The organism is Streptomyces nymphaeiformis (genome assembly GCF_014203895.1).
Lineage (GTDB): Bacteria > Actinomycetota > Actinomycetes > Streptomycetales > Streptomycetaceae > Streptomyces > Streptomyces nymphaeiformis.
This window is the reverse complement of record NZ_JACHJY010000003.1, coordinates 594,144-609,888: the sequence shown is the minus strand read 5'-3', so window position 1 is coordinate 609,888 and position 15,745 is coordinate 594,144. Positions and strand designations below refer to the sequence as shown.

The 15,745-nt window shown below is 70.4% G+C and carries 14 protein-coding genes and 2 pseudogenes; 12 read left to right on the top strand and 4 right to left on the bottom strand.

What is annotated here, in order from left to right; all coding sequences use genetic code 11:
• Window positions 1-8 precede the first annotated feature (8 nt).
• From GGE06_RS12795 to GGE06_RS12785, 3 genes and pseudogenes are all read left to right on the top strand, one after another.
• Window positions 9-761 (top strand): thioredoxin domain-containing protein, encoded by a 753-nt coding sequence (locus GGE06_RS12795; RefSeq protein WP_116162546.1) that lies wholly within the window; start codon window positions 9-11, stop codon window positions 759-761.
• Window positions 762-932: 171 nt separating this feature from the next.
• Window positions 933-1,151, top strand: a pseudogene (locus GGE06_RS12790) (transposase); the annotation flags it as partial.
• Window positions 1,117-1,641, top strand: a complete 525-nt coding sequence (locus GGE06_RS12785; protein WP_184930878.1) for a hypothetical protein — start codon at window positions 1,117-1,119, stop codon at window positions 1,639-1,641. The pseudogene GGE06_RS12790 and the gene GGE06_RS12785, both read left to right, overlap by 35 nt.
• 15 nt (window positions 1,642-1,656) lie before the next feature.
• Here the strand turns inward: GGE06_RS12785 and GGE06_RS12780 are convergent.
• Window positions 1,657-2,369 (bottom strand): annotated as a pseudogene (locus tag GGE06_RS12780) (helix-turn-helix domain-containing protein).
• A gap of 292 nt (window positions 2,370-2,661) precedes the next feature.
• Here GGE06_RS12780 and GGE06_RS12775 point away from each other — a divergent pair.
• The 3 genes from GGE06_RS12775 to GGE06_RS12765 all read left to right on the top strand — a co-directional run bounded on the left by GGE06_RS12775 (window position 2,662) and on the right by GGE06_RS12765 (window position 5,515).
• Window positions 2,662-3,633, top strand: a complete 972-nt coding sequence (locus GGE06_RS12775; RefSeq protein WP_184931003.1) for a streptophobe family protein — start codon at window positions 2,662-2,664, stop codon at window positions 3,631-3,633.
• Between the two features lie 116 nt (window positions 3,634-3,749).
• Entirely contained in the window at window positions 3,750-3,983 is a 234-nt protein-coding gene (locus GGE06_RS44060; protein WP_376773534.1) for a winged helix-turn-helix domain-containing protein, read from the top strand.
• The gene (locus GGE06_RS12765; protein WP_184930877.1) at window positions 3,980-5,515 is read left to right on the top strand and encodes a sensor histidine kinase; all 1,536 of its coding nucleotides are present in this window, start codon (window positions 3,980-3,982) and stop codon (window positions 5,513-5,515) included. Before GGE06_RS44060 ends, GGE06_RS12765 begins: the two co-directional genes overlap by 4 nt.
• Before the next feature lie 108 nt (window positions 5,516-5,623).
• Here GGE06_RS12765 and GGE06_RS12760 read toward each other — a convergent pair whose 3' ends face one another.
• Window positions 5,624-6,193 carry a TetR/AcrR family transcriptional regulator gene (locus GGE06_RS12760; protein WP_220378551.1) on the bottom strand — a complete coding sequence of 190 codons (570 nt, stop codon included), beginning with the start codon at window positions 6,191-6,193 and terminating at the stop codon, window positions 5,624-5,626.
• Window positions 6,194-6,317: 124 nt separating this feature from the next.
• On the opposite strand from GGE06_RS12760, the gene GGE06_RS12755 reads away from it, so the two are divergent.
• The 3 genes from GGE06_RS12755 to GGE06_RS12745 are packed head-to-tail and all read left to right on the top strand — an operon-like array spanning window position 6,318 to window position 9,294.
• Window positions 6,318-7,511: an acyl-CoA dehydrogenase family protein gene (locus GGE06_RS12755; protein WP_116162554.1), complete on the top strand. Its 1,194-nt coding sequence runs from the start codon at window positions 6,318-6,320 to the stop codon at window positions 7,509-7,511.
• Window positions 7,508-8,527, top strand: a complete 1,020-nt coding sequence (locus GGE06_RS43415; RefSeq protein ID WP_312883122.1) for a phosphotransferase family protein — start codon at window positions 7,508-7,510, stop codon at window positions 8,525-8,527. Before GGE06_RS12755 ends, GGE06_RS43415 begins: the two co-directional genes overlap by 4 nt.
• Entirely contained in the window at window positions 8,524-9,294 is a 771-nt protein-coding gene (locus GGE06_RS12745; RefSeq protein WP_116162556.1) for an SDR family NAD(P)-dependent oxidoreductase, read from the top strand. The genes GGE06_RS43415 and GGE06_RS12745 overlap by 4 nt, the downstream gene beginning before the upstream one ends.
• Window positions 9,295-9,384: 90 nt before the next feature.
• Here the strand turns inward: GGE06_RS12745 and GGE06_RS12740 are convergent, their stop codons facing one another.
• Window positions 9,385-10,410, bottom strand: a complete 1,026-nt coding sequence (locus tag GGE06_RS12740) for an alpha/beta hydrolase (RefSeq protein WP_184930876.1) — start codon at window positions 10,408-10,410, stop codon at window positions 9,385-9,387.
• A gap of 525 nt (window positions 10,411-10,935) precedes the next feature.
• On the opposite strand from GGE06_RS12740, the gene GGE06_RS12735 reads away from it, so the two are divergent.
• The 3 genes from GGE06_RS12735 (at window position 10,936) to GGE06_RS12725 (ending at window position 13,920) form a co-directional block, all read left to right on the top strand.
• Window positions 10,936-12,405: an MFS transporter gene (locus GGE06_RS12735; protein WP_184930875.1), complete on the top strand. Its 1,470-nt coding sequence runs from the start codon at window positions 10,936-10,938 to the stop codon at window positions 12,403-12,405.
• A 109-nt stretch (window positions 12,406-12,514) separates the two neighbouring features.
• On the top strand, window positions 12,515-13,210 hold the full coding sequence (locus GGE06_RS12730) for a transporter (protein ID WP_184930874.1): 696 nt from the start codon (window positions 12,515-12,517) through the stop codon (window positions 13,208-13,210).
• 113 nt (window positions 13,211-13,323) lie between these two features.
• Window positions 13,324-13,920: a TetR/AcrR family transcriptional regulator gene (locus GGE06_RS12725; protein WP_184930873.1), complete on the top strand. Its 597-nt coding sequence runs from the start codon at window positions 13,324-13,326 to the stop codon at window positions 13,918-13,920.
• Between the two features lie 150 nt (window positions 13,921-14,070).
• Here the strand turns inward: GGE06_RS12725 and GGE06_RS12720 are convergent, their stop codons facing one another.
• Complete coding sequence (locus tag GGE06_RS12720; RefSeq protein ID WP_184930872.1) at window positions 14,071-15,714, bottom strand: long-chain fatty acid--CoA ligase; 1,644 nt, start codon at window positions 15,712-15,714, stop codon at window positions 14,071-14,073.
• Window positions 15,715-15,745: the final 31 nt, after the last annotated feature.

Sequence of the window (15,745 nt, the reverse complement as noted above, 5' to 3'; positions counted from 1 at the left end):
AGAGAACCATGTCCAGCACACCCCGCATCACCGCGCTCCGCACTGGCGCCGCCACCGCACTGACCCTCGCCCTCGTCGCCGGCGCCGCCGCTAGCGCCACCGCCGCTACCGCCACCGACCAGGTCGCACCCCAGCCCGGCCGGCAGGCCACGGCCTCCGCAGCGACCCTCCCGGCCTTCGACCGCGACCTTGCCCGCCTGCCCGCCCGCATCGGCGAAGACGGCACGTCCATCGTCGTCGGCAACCCCAAGGCCAAGAACGTCGTCGTCATCCTCGAAGACCCGCGCTGCCCGTGGTGCAAGAAGTTCGAGGACGCCAATGCCAAGCAGCTCAACCACCTTGCCGCACAGGGCGATATCCGCCTGGAGTACACCCTCGCCAGCTTCCTCGACCGCCACCTGGGCGGCGACGGCTCGAAGCGCGCCGTCAACGCCCTGCGGGCGTCGGTCGACGCCGGCAAGTTCCCCCAGTACCATTCCGAGCTCTTCCGCACTCAGCCGGACGAGTCCGACGAGACCGCCTACGAGAACCATGAGCTGATCACGTCGGCGTGGAAGGTGGGCCTGTTCAGCCACCGCTTCGTCGACTCCGTCGTGCACAACAAGTACGCCAAGTTCGTGGACGATTCGGAGTACGCCGTCGAGCACTCCGGGGCCCTGGGCACCCCCACCGTACGCATCAACGGTGCCGACGTCTCGGACGATGTCCTCTACGACAGCGCGAAGTTCGCCGAAGCCCTGGCCGCGTCCGGCATCAAGTAACCACCGAACCCGGCAAGGGGACGACCGCAAGGCCGCTCCCTTGCCGGGCTGGCGCCCGACCCCGCAACCATGGGGCGACGTCCGTATCCAGCAACCACCGCCCGTGCCGCACACACCCGCTCCCACCACCCGGCACACCGGGCCGATCAGGCCCTGGTCGTTGTCTTCGGTATGGGGCGGGGTGATCTGACGAATTCGGAGTGGGACCGACTGGTGCCGCACTTACCGGTGTCGGGACGGCGTGGCGGCCGGTGGGACGATCACCGCAGGGTGATCAACGGGATCCTGTTCCGGGTGCGAACAGGTATACCGTGGCGGGACCTTCCGGAGCGTTTCGGCAGTTGGGAAACGGTCTATGAACGACACCAGCGGTGGTCAGCGGACGGCACGTAGGGAGGAGCCCTGGGACTTCGACGGGGCCGAACTCGCTTTCCTGGCAGCCCTGCGAGCCCGGGCTGCTGATTGGCAGGTGCCGTGGGCTCCCAGCCAGGTCGGACGGCCCGAGGACGAGTCGTCGTTCCTCGTCCATGTCAGCCTTCTCGATGAGGCGCGCCGACTGGTGCTCGCCGAGTGGGCCGTGCACTTTCACGGCACACACGTGCTGGCCGGGAAAGTCTGTGACCAGCTCTTCAACCTTCACGAGTCGCCAGAGCACGGCTTCTTCCGGGCCTCCGGCACGGTCGAGGAGCTCGCGGAGCGGTGCGCCGACTGGTTCGAGAGCCTGTTGAGCCGCCCTGTCGTCCGCGTCGAATGGCCGTTCAAGGATGGGAAGCCTGCGTCCCACTGGGAGTTCGCCGACACAGGCGAGATCCTGGCGACGCGCGGCTCCGTCCCCGCCGGCGGCTCATCCCCGGCCCACCGCCTTCCGGTCCGTCCCTGATCCGCCGGACAGGCCCTAGTGATCTGAGTCAGAGACTCGTCGGCAGTAGGTGGCGACTTTGTCGAGGATCTCGTCGGCTGTCTTCGTCCAGACGAAGGGGCTGGGGTGCTTGTTCCAGTCGGTGAGCCAGGCGGGGATGTCGCGTTCGAGGGCCTGGACGGAGCGGTGGACGCCGCGCTTGAGTTTCTGGGTCAGCTCGGCGAACCACCGCTCGACCAGGTTCAGCCAGGACACGCTCGGCGGCGTGAAGTGCAGTTGGAACCGCGGGTGGGCCAGCAGCCACTTCTTGATGTCGGGCGTCTTGTGCGTCGCGCAGTTGTCCAGGATCAGATGAACCTGCAGGTCGGCTGGGACCTCCTTGTCCAGCTCCGCGAGGAACTTCTTGAACTCCGCCGCCCGGTGGCGGGCGTCTCCTCGAGCGTCTTGACGATGACCCGCTCGACATCGGCGTCGGTGATCTTCCGGGGGACACCTGGCCGCGGGTCGTCGCACAAGCCGTCCAGTCCCCGTTCGATGAAGCGGCGCCGCCAGGTGCGGACCGTGTCCGGAGCGATCCGCAGCCGACGGGACACCTCCATGATCGAGTGGCCTTCGGCGCACTCCAGGACAATCCGCGACCGCTGGGCCAGAGCCTGGGACGTCGTGCGACGGCGCACCCAGCCCTCCAGCACCGTCCGCTGGGCATCGGTGACCGACAACTGCGGAATCTTCGGACCCGGACGGCTCATGCCCGACTAACGCCGAATCTCTGACTCAGGTCACTAGGGCCTCTCCGGCGGATCAGGGCGGACAGGCCCTAACGAGCTGGTGCCCGGGACCGGGGTCAGAGAGCCCCGGTCCCGCGCCCAAGTCCACGGGGCGGCGCCCCCTCCCGCCGCCCCGTACCCCTCTCCCGTACCCCGTTATGTCGTACACAGGAGCCTGCCCCATGTCCTCCGCCCCGCCGTCCCCCGTCCGCCCGGCTCGCCCTGGCGCCACGCCCTTGAAGGAGCCCTGGCAGTCGCGGCCGCTGTCATGACGATGACCGCCGCCGCATGGGCGGCGCTCACCGTCCTCGGCGCCGGATCGATCGCTGCCGTCTCGCGCCTCGTGCCGACGATGATGAGCATGGCCGTCGGTGGCCGCGTCACCGTGGAATCGGCGCCCTCCGCCGAGTCCGCCGACGGCGGCGGCCACGGCGGAGGTCTCGGCGGGCTGTTCGGGGGACTGGGCGGTGGCGGTGGCGGCCTGAGCCTCGGTCTGACCGGTGAGGCGGCGGTGACGCCCCTGATGCTGACGTTCCTCGGCACGGCCGTCCTGGCGATCGGCTTCTTCCGGCCCCTGCGCCGTCGGCAGCGGCCCACCGCGGCGCTGCTGTGGGCCCGGTGCGGCGGTGCGCTGGTGACCTCGGCCGTGGTCCTCCCGATGGTGGCCGGCATGGCTCAGGGCACGGCCCGGCTTCCGGAGAGCGTGACGGAGCGCTTCGGCAAGGGCGCCTCGTCCGGGGCGTTCAGTCGGTTCGGCGGCGGCGGGGGCGGAGGCCTCACCAAGGGCCTGTCGTCGGTGATGTTCGAAACCGACACCCCGGCGACCGTCGTCTTCGGCCTGCTGTGGATCGGTGCCGTCCTCGCCCTCGGCTGCCTCGCGGCCCGCCGTACGACCCTGCCGCGCCCGGTCGCCCTCAGCCACCTGCGCCTGAAGTGGAACGCCGTCACCTCCACCCTGACCGGGATCGGAGCCGTGCTGTGCTGCTCGGCCCTGGTCGTCGCGCTCCTGGCCGGGGCCACGACCCTGACCGGCCGGGACCAGGCGGCCAAGGCGGCGGGCCTGCTGCTCCTCCTCGGACCCAACCTGATCGCCGTCCTGCTCACCGCCGGTCTCGGCACCTCCTGGCAGGCAGGCATGCACCGACTGCAGCCGGAAGGCGGCGGGATGCTCGGCATGCTCGACTCCACGGCCTGCGCCTCGGCGGCGACGACTACGTCACCAAACCCTTCGACCTGGAAGAACTGATCGCCCGCATCCAAGCCGTCCTGCGCCGCACCCAGGGAGAGCAGCCCGCCCGGATCACCGTCGGCGACCTCGAACCGGAACCCGACAGCCACCACGTCACCCGGGCGGGACGGACCGTGCGACTGTCCCCGACCGAGTTCCGCCTTCTGCACTTCCTCGTCGCCAACGCCGAACGGACCATAACGAAGAACCAGATCCTGGACGCCGTGTGGGAGTACGACTTCGGCGGCGACCCCAGCATCGTCGACACGTACATCAGCCATCTGCGCCGCAAGGTCGACCGGGTCGAGCCCAAACTGATCCACACGATCCGAGGCGTGGGCTACGTGATCCGCGAGCCCCGGCCGTGAAGCGCCCGACCTGGTGGCCGGCCGAGAGACGGCCGGGCAGGCTGTCCCTCCGCACCCGCCTGCTGTGCCTGACCACGGCCCTGGTCGCGGTCGGTCTCCTCGGCACCGGCGTGATCGTCACCACGGCCCTGCGCGGCTACCTCCAGGACCGCGTCGACGACCGGCTCGTCCTGACCGGGCAGATCGCCGCCCGCCTCGCCCCGCCCGCCGGCACCGAGACCCCGCCGGGCGTGCAGGCGCTCAGCGTCCTCGGCGACACCACCGTGACGTATCTGGACGACGGGGGTGCCACCACCAGGGAGTTCGAAACGAGCACCGTGCCTCCGGGCGGCGGCCCCGAACTCCCGCCCCTCGACCGTGCGGCCGTCCTCGCCCACGAAAGCCGGCCCTTCACCGTGCCCTCGAAGGACGGCGACCACGAGTGGCGGGTCATCGCCCTCACCCGGCCCGCCCAGGCCTTCCCACCGGAAAGGGCAGAGGACCGGGGCAGCGTGGTCGTGGCGACCTCCCTCGACGAGGTCGACCGCACCGTCACCAAGACCCGCAACCTCTCCCTGACCGTGGGGGCCGCCCTGCTCGTACTGCTGGCCGTCGCCGGCTGGTTCGCCGTCCGCTCCGGGCTGCGCCCCTTGACCCGCATCGAGGAGACGGCGACCGCCATCACCGCCGGCGACTACTCCCACCGCGTCCCCGAACTGGCCGCTCCCCACACGGAGGTGGGACACCTGACCGCCTGCCTCAACCAGATGCCCGACCGGATCGACACGGCCTTCCAGGCCCGCGCGGAAGCCGAGGCGCGCACCCGGCGCTTCTTCGCCGACGCGGGCCACGAACTCCGTACACCTCTGGTCGGCATCAAGGGCTACACCGATCTCTACCGCATGGGCGCCCTGCCCACCCGCGAGGACGTCGACCAGACCATGACCCGGATCGCCGCCGAGTCCGAACGCCTCACCCGCCTGGTGGAGGAGATGTTCCTCCTGGCCCGCCTCGACGAGGAGGCGGCCCCGAGCCACGAGCCGACCCTCGCGCTCGACCTCGCCCCCATGGACCTGCGCACCCTGGCCGCGGACGCCCTCCACGACGTACGGGCCCTGGACGCGACCCGCCCCGTGACCCTCACGGGTCCGGGCGGCGGTAGGCCCACCACCGCCCCCGCCGTCGCCGACGAGGCCCGGCTGCGCCAGGTCGTCACCAACCTCATCGGCAACGCCGTCACCCACACCCCGCCCGGCACCCCGATCCGCATCGGCGTCGGCACGGTGGCCGACCGGGCCGTCCTCGAAGTCGCCGACGAAGGCCCCGGCCTCACCCCCGCCGAACGCGACCACGTCTTCGACCGCTTCTACCGCACCGACGACTCCCGCGCCCGCACCACCGGCGGCTCGGGCCTCGCCATCGCCCACGCCCTCGTCACCGCCCACGACGGCCGACTCACCCTCGACACCGCCCCCGGCCAGGGCTGCACGTTCCGCATCGAACTGCCGCTGCCCGACGAGTCACATCGGGCGGGTGTCGACGAGAGGGCGTGAGGCGGTTCGTCGGACCGTTCGCCTCGTGCGCGGACACGTCCCGAGGACTTGATGCCTGTCGGGAAGCTCCTCCGGCGATCGTCATGGCCCTGCCTGAGCGGCGGCCGTTCAGTCGGTGGCGCCGACGAGGCGGAGGGCGAATTCGCCGTACTCCCACACCACGGCGTCCTCTGTGATCTCGCCGTCCTCGCGGAACCAGACGGCGACGCCCATGCCGAGGTCGAGGATCGCGTAGGAGGCCAGGCGGGCCGAGGTCACGTGGAAGCGGCCTGCGGCGACACCGGTGTTGATCAGTTCGCGGAAGCCCGCTTCGTACCGGGCGCGCTTCGCCAGCACTTCGCCGAGGTGGGGTTCTTCGAGGCTGCGGATCTCGCGGTTGCCGACGAAGGCTTCGAGGCGGTGGCGGGCGTGGTAGCGCACGTGCGCTTCGGTGGCCCTGCGCAGGCGCTCGGTGGGGTCGGCGGTGGTGGCGACGGCCGTGCGGTGCAGGTCCATCAGGTCCTGCATGGTGCCGGTCATGATCTGGGCGAGCAGGTCCTGCTTGGACGCGACGTGCTTGTAGAGGCTGGGGCCGCGGATGCCGACGGCCGCGCCGATGTCGGCCATGGTCGTCGATTCGTAGCCGCGGCCGGTGAACAGTTCCAGCGCGGCGGCGCGGATGTCGTCGGTCCTGGACACGGAGCACCTTCTGTTGTTCCAACTGATCACCAAGGGTGGCTAACGAAGAGTAGCAGACCGGTCTTGCAGGCAGCTCAAACCGCACTTAGAGTCGGCTAATAAGCATTAGCCAACTGGAGGACATGTGGCTGTCGACCTGACCCCCGAGACCGCCGTCGCCGATCTGGCGCAACGCACAGCGCGATTCGTCCGAGAGGTCGTGCTCCCCGTCGAAGAGGAGCACCGCGGTGTCGTCCGCTCGGACGCGGTGCGGACACGGCTGCAGACCGCGGCCAAGGAAGCGGGCGTCTTCGCCCCTCACGTGGCGCCGGAGTACGGCGGCCAGGGCCTTGACATGCGTGGGCGCGCGCTGGTCTTCGAGGAGGCCGGCTACTCGCTGCTCGGACCGCTGGCGTTGAACATCGCGGCGCCGGACGAAGGCAACATGCACATGCTGGAAGCGATCGCGACGCCGGCGCAGCAGGACCGCTACCTGCGCCCGCTCGCCACCGGAGCGGTCCGCTCGTGCTTCGCCATGACCGAGCCCGCGCCCGGGGCGGGATCCGACCCCGACGCGCTGACGACCCGGGCCGAGCGGGTCCCCGGCGGCTGGCGGATCCATGGCCGCAAGTGGTTCATCACCGGGGCCGACGGTGCCGGGTTCGCCATCGTGATGGCGCGCACCACCGGCGAGCCCGGGGACCGGGGCGGCGCGACGATGTTCCTGGTCGACGCCGACAACCCGGGCATGAAGACGGTCCGGCACATCGAGACCCTGGACGAGAGCCTGTTCGGCGGCCACGTCGAGCTGCTCTTCGACGACTGCTTCGTGTCCGACGAGGCGGTCCTCGGCGAGGTCGACGAAGGCTTCCGCTACGCCCAGGTCCGGCTGGGTCCGGCGCGCATGACGCACTGCATGCGCTGGCTCGGCATCGCCCGCCGCGCGCAGGACATCGCGGTGGCGCGCGCCGCCGAGCGGCGGCTGTTCGGGTCGCGGCTCGCCGACCTCGGCATGGTCCAGCAGATGATCGCGGACAACGAGATCGACATCGCCGCTTCGCGGGGGCTGATCACGCAGGCGTGCTGGGAGCTCGACGAGGGCCGCTCGGGAGCTCAGTCCACGTCGATCGCCAAGACCTTCTGCGCCGAGGCGATCCACCGAGTGGTGGACCGTTCGCTGCAGATCTGCGGGGCGCTGGGGGTGTCGGGGGACGTGCTGCTCGGGCGGTTCCTGCGTGAGGTCCGCCCGTTCCGCATCTATGACGGTTCGTCGGAGACGCACCGCTGGGCCATCGCCCGCCGCACGGTCAAGCGCCACGAGCAGGCGGCCGGGCGGTGAACGCCGTGGAGGGACTGGACCTGGACGCACTCACGCGGTTCTTCGCCGAGAGCGTCCCCGGCTTCCGCGGTGAGCTCCACGCGGAGCTCGTACAGGGCGGCCGTTCCAATCTGACCTACCGGCTGACGGACGGCCGGAGCAGTTGGGTGCTGCGCCGCCCGCCCCTGGGCGGGCTGACGCCCTCGGCACACGACATGGCCCGGGAGTACCGGGTGGTCTCCGCACTCGCCGACAGCGGTGTTCCGGTGGCACGCGCCGTCGCCTTCGGCGACGCCCGGGTGATGGGCGTGCCGTTCGCTCTGGTCGAGTACGTGGACGGTGTCGTCATCCGCACCGAAGAACAACTGGACGCGTGGCCCGACCAGAAGGTCGCCGACTGCGCCTACGCCCTGGTGGACGTGCTCGCACGGCTGCACGCCGTCGAGCCCGCCGCGGTCGGGCTCGACGGCTTCGGGCGGCCCGAGCGCTACCTCGCCCGCCAGGTCGCGCGCTGGCACGACCAATGGCAGCGGGTCCGCACCCGGGATCTGCCCGACGTCGAGGCCCTGCACGCGCTCCTCGCGCAGGGCTGCCCGCCCGAGAGCGGCGCCTCGATCGTGCACGGCGACTTCCGCATCGACAACGCCATCCTCGCCGGCGACGACCCGTCACGGGTCCGCGCCCTCGTGGACTGGGAGATGGCCACGCTCGGCGATCCGCTCGCCGACCTCGGCCTGCACCTGGTCTACGCCGACCCGGTCTTCGCACCGGTCCTCGCGGGCCGGGCCGCCTCGACCAGCCCGCGCCTGCCCGCCCCCGCCGACCTGGCCGAGCGCTATGCCACCGCGAGCGGCCGCGGCCTGCAGAACCTCGGCTACTACACCGCCCTCGGCTACTTCAAGATCGCGGTGATCGCCGAGGGAATCCACGCCCGCCACCGCCAGGGCCTGACCCTCGGCTCCGGATTCGAGACCGTGGGCGACGCGCCGGCGCCCCTGGCCGCGGCCGGACTGCGCGCACTCAGGAGGAACCCGTGACCACCCCCGTCCTCGACCTGTTCCGCCTGGACGGCAGAGTGGCCGTCGTCACCGGCGCCAGCTCCGGACTCGGCGCCGGCTTCGCCGTCGCTCTGGCCCAGGCCGGTGCCGACCTCGTGCTCGCCGCGCGCCGCACCGACAAGCTGGAGGCCGTCGCCGATCAGGTGCGGGCAGCCGGAAGGCGCGCGGTCACCGTGGCCACGGACGTCACCGAACCCGAGCAGTGCGAGGTGATGGTCGGGGCCGGGCTCGAGGAGTTCGGCAGGATCGACGTCCTGATCAACAACGCGGGCATCGGTACGGCCGTCCCCGCGCTGCGTGAGCGTCCGGAGGAGTTCCGCCGGGTCATCGACCTCAACCTCAACGGCGCCTACTGGTCGGCCCAGGCCTGTGCGAAGGTCATGGAGCCCGGTTCCAGCATCGTCAACGTCGCCAGCACCCTGGGCTTCATCACGTCCTATGCCCCCCAGGCCGCGTACTCGGCCAGCAAGGCCGGACTGATGGGACTGACCCGGGACCTGTCCGCCCAGTGGGCGGGCCGCCGGGGCATCCGGGTCAACGCCGTGGCGCCCGGCTACTTCGCCAGCGAGATGACGGCGGCCGTGCCCGAGGACCTGCTGATGGACTTCATCGCAGAACGCAGCCCTCTCGGCAGGCTGGGCCGGCAGCACGAACTGGACGCGGCGGTGCTCTTCCTGGCATCGCCGGCCTCCTCCTACATCACCGGCAGCACGCTCGCCGTCGACGGCGGGATGTCCGGCCACTGAGTCCAGGGCTTCGTCACGGCAGCGCGATCACCCGGCTCGGACGCCTGTGCGTTCGAGCCGGGTGATCGGCAGGACATGAGCGTGGCTCGATTACGAGGGGAGAGCTCCGCCGGTGAAGACCGCGCGGAGGTCGGCGCACGCGTCCGTGACGGCTTCGGTGGCCTTGGTGAAGGCGCCGATCTCGGTGAAGAACCCGTGGAACACCCCTGGATAGCGGCGGTGCCGCACCGGGACGCCTTCTGCCTGGAGCCGTCGCGCGTACGCCTCGGCGTCGTCGCGCAGGCAGTCCACTTCGGCGGTGATGACGTGGGCGGGGGCGAGACCGGCCAGGGTCGGAGCCTGGAGGGGCGTCAGGAGCGGGCTGGGTGCCACGCCGTCGTCGCCCACGTACTGACGCCGAAACCACTGGGCGTCGGCGGTCCCCATCAACGGGGCGTCTGCGAACTCGGTCCAGGACGGGCGGGCGAAAGAGTCGTCCACCGCCGGGTAGACGAGGACTTGGAGCGCCGGTTGAGGCAGTCGGCGGCTGTGCAGGTCCAGGCAGAGCGCTGCTGCCAGACTTCCGCCGGCCGAGTCGCCGCCGACCGCGATGCGGTGGCTGTCGATGCCGAGGGCCGCCGCGTTCTCGACGAGCCAGGCGTGGGCCGCCCTGGTGTCGTCGACGGCGGCGGGGAACGGATGCTCCGGGGCCAGCCGGTAGTCGACCGAGACCACGACGCACTCGGCGTGGCGGCTGAAGAGGCGGCACACCTCGTCGACGCCGTCCAGGCTGCCGACCGTGAAGCCCCCGCCGTGGAGATAGAGCAGGCAGGGCAGGCCGACGGAGCCCGTGCGGGGCGCGTGCGGCCGGTAGATCCGCACCGGCACGGAGTGGAGCACCCCGCCCGGCCCGGTCCAGGTGGCCTTCTCCTCCGTCACGGACGCGACCCGGGTGAGCCGGGGCGGAGGCTGCGGGGCCGTGAACCTCCGTACCCCTTCGAGCCCGAGGGTGTGCAGGGGCTGGGGGAGCACCTCGGCCAGGAAGTCGGCTGCTCGAAGCGACTCGGGATCGAGGAGTTCGCGCCAGCGGGGCGGCGCGGTCGAACGCTCGACGGGGGGAGGAGGGGGAGTGGTCACAGGGGCGCTCCGTGTGCAGAGACCTTCGCATGGTCTGGCCGATCAGAGATAGTCAAAAGACTAGATCAGATGAGCAACATTGGGGAGGGTTCTGCCCCGGGGGCTTGTCCGGAGTGCCGGGCCGTGAACGACGGTCCGCCGGGGCGGAGTCGAGCGGGCGAGGTCGGCGTAATTTCTCAGTCAGATGTCTTGAACGGATGACTGACTTGGTCTTAGCGTACGGGGCGGCGCCACCCCGGCTCGGCCAGGCCCCCGCGACGAACGTCGCTGTCATGATCAAGACAAACCCGCTCGCCCCCTCCCGACTCCATCGCAGACACCGCGGTCGAAGTGATCACGCGAAACGGCGGCGTGATCGTCGAAGGGCTCTTTACGGGCGAGGGCCTCGCTTTCCCGTGCCCCGAGGAAAACCCCTTCCTTGCCTTCCCCTCGAATGGACCCGGTCGTTCCCGTAGGAGAGCCGGCGAGCGCTCGACCGGTCCTCGGGCTCCCAGGCCCCATCCGATCAGGAACCGGAGAAAAACCATGACAGAAACCCACCAGCCCGCCGGCCTCACCCCCGAGGCGCCTTCACGCCCCGCGCCGAACAAGTGGGCGCTCATCGGCGTAGCCGCGCTGCTGGTCGTCCTGACCAACGCGGTCGTCTTCGTCCTGCCGCCGCTCCTGCCGGTCATCCAGGCGCAGTACCACCTCGCCACGGTGGCCGACACGACGTGGGTCTACTCGGTGCTGACCCTCGGCGGGGGAGCCGGTTTCATCCTGCTGCCGCGCCTCGCCGACGTGCACGGCGACCGGAACACCTCCGTGGTGGCTGCCGCGTTCCTCACGGTCGGCGCGCTCGTACCCGCCATCGGCGACTCGTATCCGACCCTTCTGGTCGGCTGCGCCCTGATGGGCTTCGGTGGCGCGGCGCAGCTGCTCCCACTCGGTTTCCTGCGCCGCAATCTCGGCGAGAGCGGCATCACGGTGGGAGTCGCGGTCCTGGTCATCGCCACCGGCGTCGGCATCGTCGTCGGCATGATCGGCGGCGGCTTCATCGTCGAGAACCTGTCGCTGCGGAGCTTCTTCGTCGTCCTCACCGCCGCGTGCGCGGCCACGACCCTCGCCTCCTACGTCACCATCCCGCACGCCCCGCCCGCCGAGCGCACCCGCCGCATCGGAGTGCTCGGCACCGTGTGGATGATCGCCTGGGTCGCCGCCATCCTGCTCACTCTGACGCAGGGCCTGCTGTGGGGCACCGCTGCGCTCGTTCCGCTGGCGGCCGGCGTCATCGGCGGCATCGCCTGGGTGCGCGTCGAGCGCACGTCGTCCTCGGCGGTGTTCGACGTCGCGATGATGAAGGCGCCCCTGGTCACCGCTTCATGTGTGTGCATCGCGTTGTTCGCGGCGGTGAACGCGGCCTTCATGCTCCTGCTCAGCACCTACGCCCAGATCGCTCCGGCGGCCCTTCGCCCGGCGGACGCCTACGGCCTCGGCCTCAGCGAGCTGAACACCGCGTTGGTCATGGCGCCCTTCGCGGCGGCGTTCCTGGTCCGCGGCACCGTGCTCGACCGCGCGCTGTTCAAGGGCCGCGGTGTGTCCGTCTTCGTCGCCGGAGCGCTCATCAGCGCGGCGGGACTGGCCTGGCTCGCCGTGGCGCACGACCGGCCGTGGCACTACCTCGTGGGATCCGCCGTCATGGGTCTCGGGTGCAGGATCGGCTACACGGCCGGCTTCACCCTGGTGCAGCTGGCGGTGCCCGAGGAGAAGGCCGGAATGGCGGCCGGTGCCGCCGGCACCTTCATGGCCGTGGGTTTCGCCCTCGGTACGGCGCTGGTCAGCGGCGACCTCAGCGCCTCCCTGGTTCCGGTGTCCGGAACCGATCTGGAGGTCGCCGCAGAGGGCCTCTACGGCATCGGCTACTGGCTCGCGGTCATTCTCGCCCTGCTCGTCGCGGTGACCGCGCTGATCTCACGCGCCCGGTCCAACCGGCGGGCCGAAGGCGCCGTGTCCTGAACCGGCCCCCTCGCTTCGACGGCATGCACGTCTGAGGCAGTTCGACGACCCCCGTACAGATCGGCCCTCCGCCCGGTGGCGGAGGGCCTGGCCGAAGGAACCGTGAACCATGAAAGAACTGCTCCTCATGCTGGCCGACCTCTGGATGATCTTCGCCGGCTTCTTCTACGGATGGAAACTCATCCGGCGGTATGACAACTACCTGCTGGGCCTGGAATGGTTCATCATCGCCACGTCCGGCTCGAACTTCCTCGTCTGGTCCCTCCTCGGAGGCGACATGGGAAGTCCCATGTACGCCATCGCGTACTTCTTCGACGCGTTCTCGCGATCGGTGGGCGTCTCCCTGATCCTCGTCATGGGTCTGATGCGCGTGACGCACCGGTACAAGCCGACGAAGGCGGTCGACGTCGGCGTGTTCGCGCTGGGCATCGTCGCCGGGTTGTATCTCCGGCAGTTCCACGGCCATGGGCTCCACGTCGTCCCGGCGACGTTCTACGTCGTCGTCAACGCGCTCTCCACCCTGTTCCTCGCCTACTTCTCCTGGCGGCTCTGGAAGATCCGCGCCAGGGGTCTGGCCGTCGCTGCCGCGCTGACCACCGCCGCGGCAGCCGCGATCGCCGTCACGTACGACTTCTTCCCGATTCCGGGCGACGACGAGTACGGGACGATCTTCTACATCCTCGCTCTCAGCACCTGGGGCACCCAGGGCTTCGTGTACTTCCTCTCGTACCGCGCCCTGCACGACCACAACGCGGCGACGGGCGCAGAGCCGGCCCCGGACGAAAGGAGCGTCGCCCGGGCCTGAGCGGCACACCGAAGGGCGGGGCGCGGACCGAGCCGTTCGCCGAAGCAGAGGACTGGACCATGATACTGTTCAAGTGGTTCAAATGACTGAGTCAGTTCTTCTGGGAGTTTCGGATGGCGTACGTGTCGGCGGAGGCGCGGCGGGAGCAGTTGATCGAGGCGGCCGTGCGGGTGATCGCCCGCGAGGGCGCCGACGGAGCCACCACCCGGAAGATCGCCGATGAGGCGAAGGCGCCTCTCGCCTCCCTCCACTACTGCTTCCAGAACAAGGAGAACCTCCTGCTGGCCGTCTTCGCGCAGCTCTCCGAAGAGATGCCCGTCAGCGCCGATCTGTCGGAGGCCGAGGACGCGAGCCTGGGGCACGCTCTTGAGCTGTGCTTGACGGGTGCCATGCGGTGGAGCGTGGAGAACCCCGTCCGGGCACGGGCCATGATCGAGGTCACGCTGTGGGCCGAGCGCTACGACCCCGAGCTCTCCGTCGGCTTCTACGCCACCTTTCTCAGGTCGTCGGAGGCCATCCTGAGCCAGGTCGACGTGCCGCTCTCGGGCGAGGAGCTGCAGTCGGTGCTGAGGGTCACGATGGGTCTGGTCGACGGGCTCTCGCTGCAGCTGTTCTCGGACGGCGACAAGGAGCGCACGTTGCGTGACACGGCGACCGCCTGCGCGATGCTGAAGGCCTTCCTGAACGAGAGTGCGCGGGAGACCGCCTGAGGGGCGGCGTTTCCGGGCGCCTGAGCGCTACCGGAAACGCCGCCGTCACGAGCGCACCTCGACGAGTCCGGCTCGCCCCGCGAGCCGGACTCGTCCACTTCCGGAAGCGCCGGCGGGCCGTCGTTCCCGACGGCCCGGACGCGATGGCTCCTAGCCCAGGCGGACGAAGGCGAGCCGGCGCTCGGCGTACTGCCGGCGGAGGACCTTCTTGTCGAACTTCCCCACGCTGGTCTTGGGGATCTCGGCGACGAAGGCCCAGCGTTCCGGGAGCTGCCACTTGGCCCAGTTCCCCGCCAGGTGCTCCCTCAGCACCGCGGCGTCGACCGAGTCGGCCTCGCCGTCCCTCAGGACGACGGCCACGCAGGGCCGTTCGTCCCAGCGCTCGTCGGGGACGCCGAAGACGGCCGCCTCGGCGACGGCGGGATGCGCCATGACGTCGTTCTCCATGTCGATGGAGGAGATCCACTCACCGCCGGACTTGATCACGTCCTTCGCCCGGTCGACGAGGGTGAGGTATCCGTCGGGGCTGATCCGGCCGACGTCACCGGTCCGCAGCCATCCGTCGTCGAAGGAGCCGGCCTCGACCGGCTCGTCGCCCGGGCTGTAGTAAGAGCCCGTGATCCAGGGGCCCCTCACCTCCAGTTCGCCGAGCGACTTGCCGTCGTGGGGCACGAGGGCGCCGTCGTCGTCCTTGAGCCTGAACTCGACGAGCGGCGCGAACCGTCCCTGGCTCATCCGGTAGCGCCACACGTCCTCACCGGTCGCACGGGCCGGCGGATGGGCGACCGTGCCCACGGACGAGGTCTCGGTCATCCCCCAGCCGTGGACGACCTTGACCCGGTGCTGCTCTTCGAAGGTCTTCATCAGCGTGACCGGCATGGCCGAGCCTCCCACGACGACTTCGCGCAGGTGGCTGATGTCCTGGGGGTGGGCCGCGAGCCTGGCGGCGAGCCCCGTCCAGATGGTCGGTACGGCAGCGGCGGAGGTCGGTCGCTCCGCTTCCATCATGGCCAGCAGCGGCTCGGGCTGCAGGAAGCGGTCGGGCATGAGGAGCGACGCGCCGGAGAGCATGGACGCGAACGGCAGGCTCCAGGAATTGATGTGGAACATCGGCACGATCGCCAGACACGTGTCGCCCGTCGTCAGCCCCATCGCGGCCGGAGTGGTCACGTGCATCGCGTGCAGGAAGAGCGAACGGTGGGAGTACACCACGCCCTTGGGGTCGCCCGTGGTGCCCGAGGTGTAGCACATCGCCGCGGCTGAGCGCTCGTCCAGCACCGGGAAGCCGTACGCGCCGGGCCGAGCCGCGAGGAGGGGCTCGTAGTCGTGGACCTCGACCCCCCGGGGCGCGCGGAAGCCGGCCGCGTCACCGTTCACGACGATCACGTGGCGCACGGTGCGGAGCCGGGGGAGCACTTCCTCGAAGGCGGACGTGAGCGTCCCGTCCACGAACACCACACGGTCCTCGGCGTGGTTGGCCGTGAACACGATCTGCTCGGGGGAGAGGCGGATGTTCAGAGCGTGGAGGACCGCGCCCATGGCGGGGACCGCGGCGTAGACCTCCATGTGCTCGGTGTTGTTCCACATGAACGTCGCCACGCGATCGGAGGTCCCGACGCCCAGCTCGCGCAGGGCGTGCGCCAACTGCGCCGCGCGCGTGCCCAGTTCGCCGAACGTGCGGCGGCGTGCCGTCGCGCCCGTCCAGGTGGTGACGGTGGCGTCGGCGTGCACGGAGGCCGCGTAGCGCAGCAGATTGGCGAGCGACAGCGGCCCGTCCTGCATCGTGCTCAGCATTTCTTGTTCCTTGGGGTGGGAGATCGCCGTG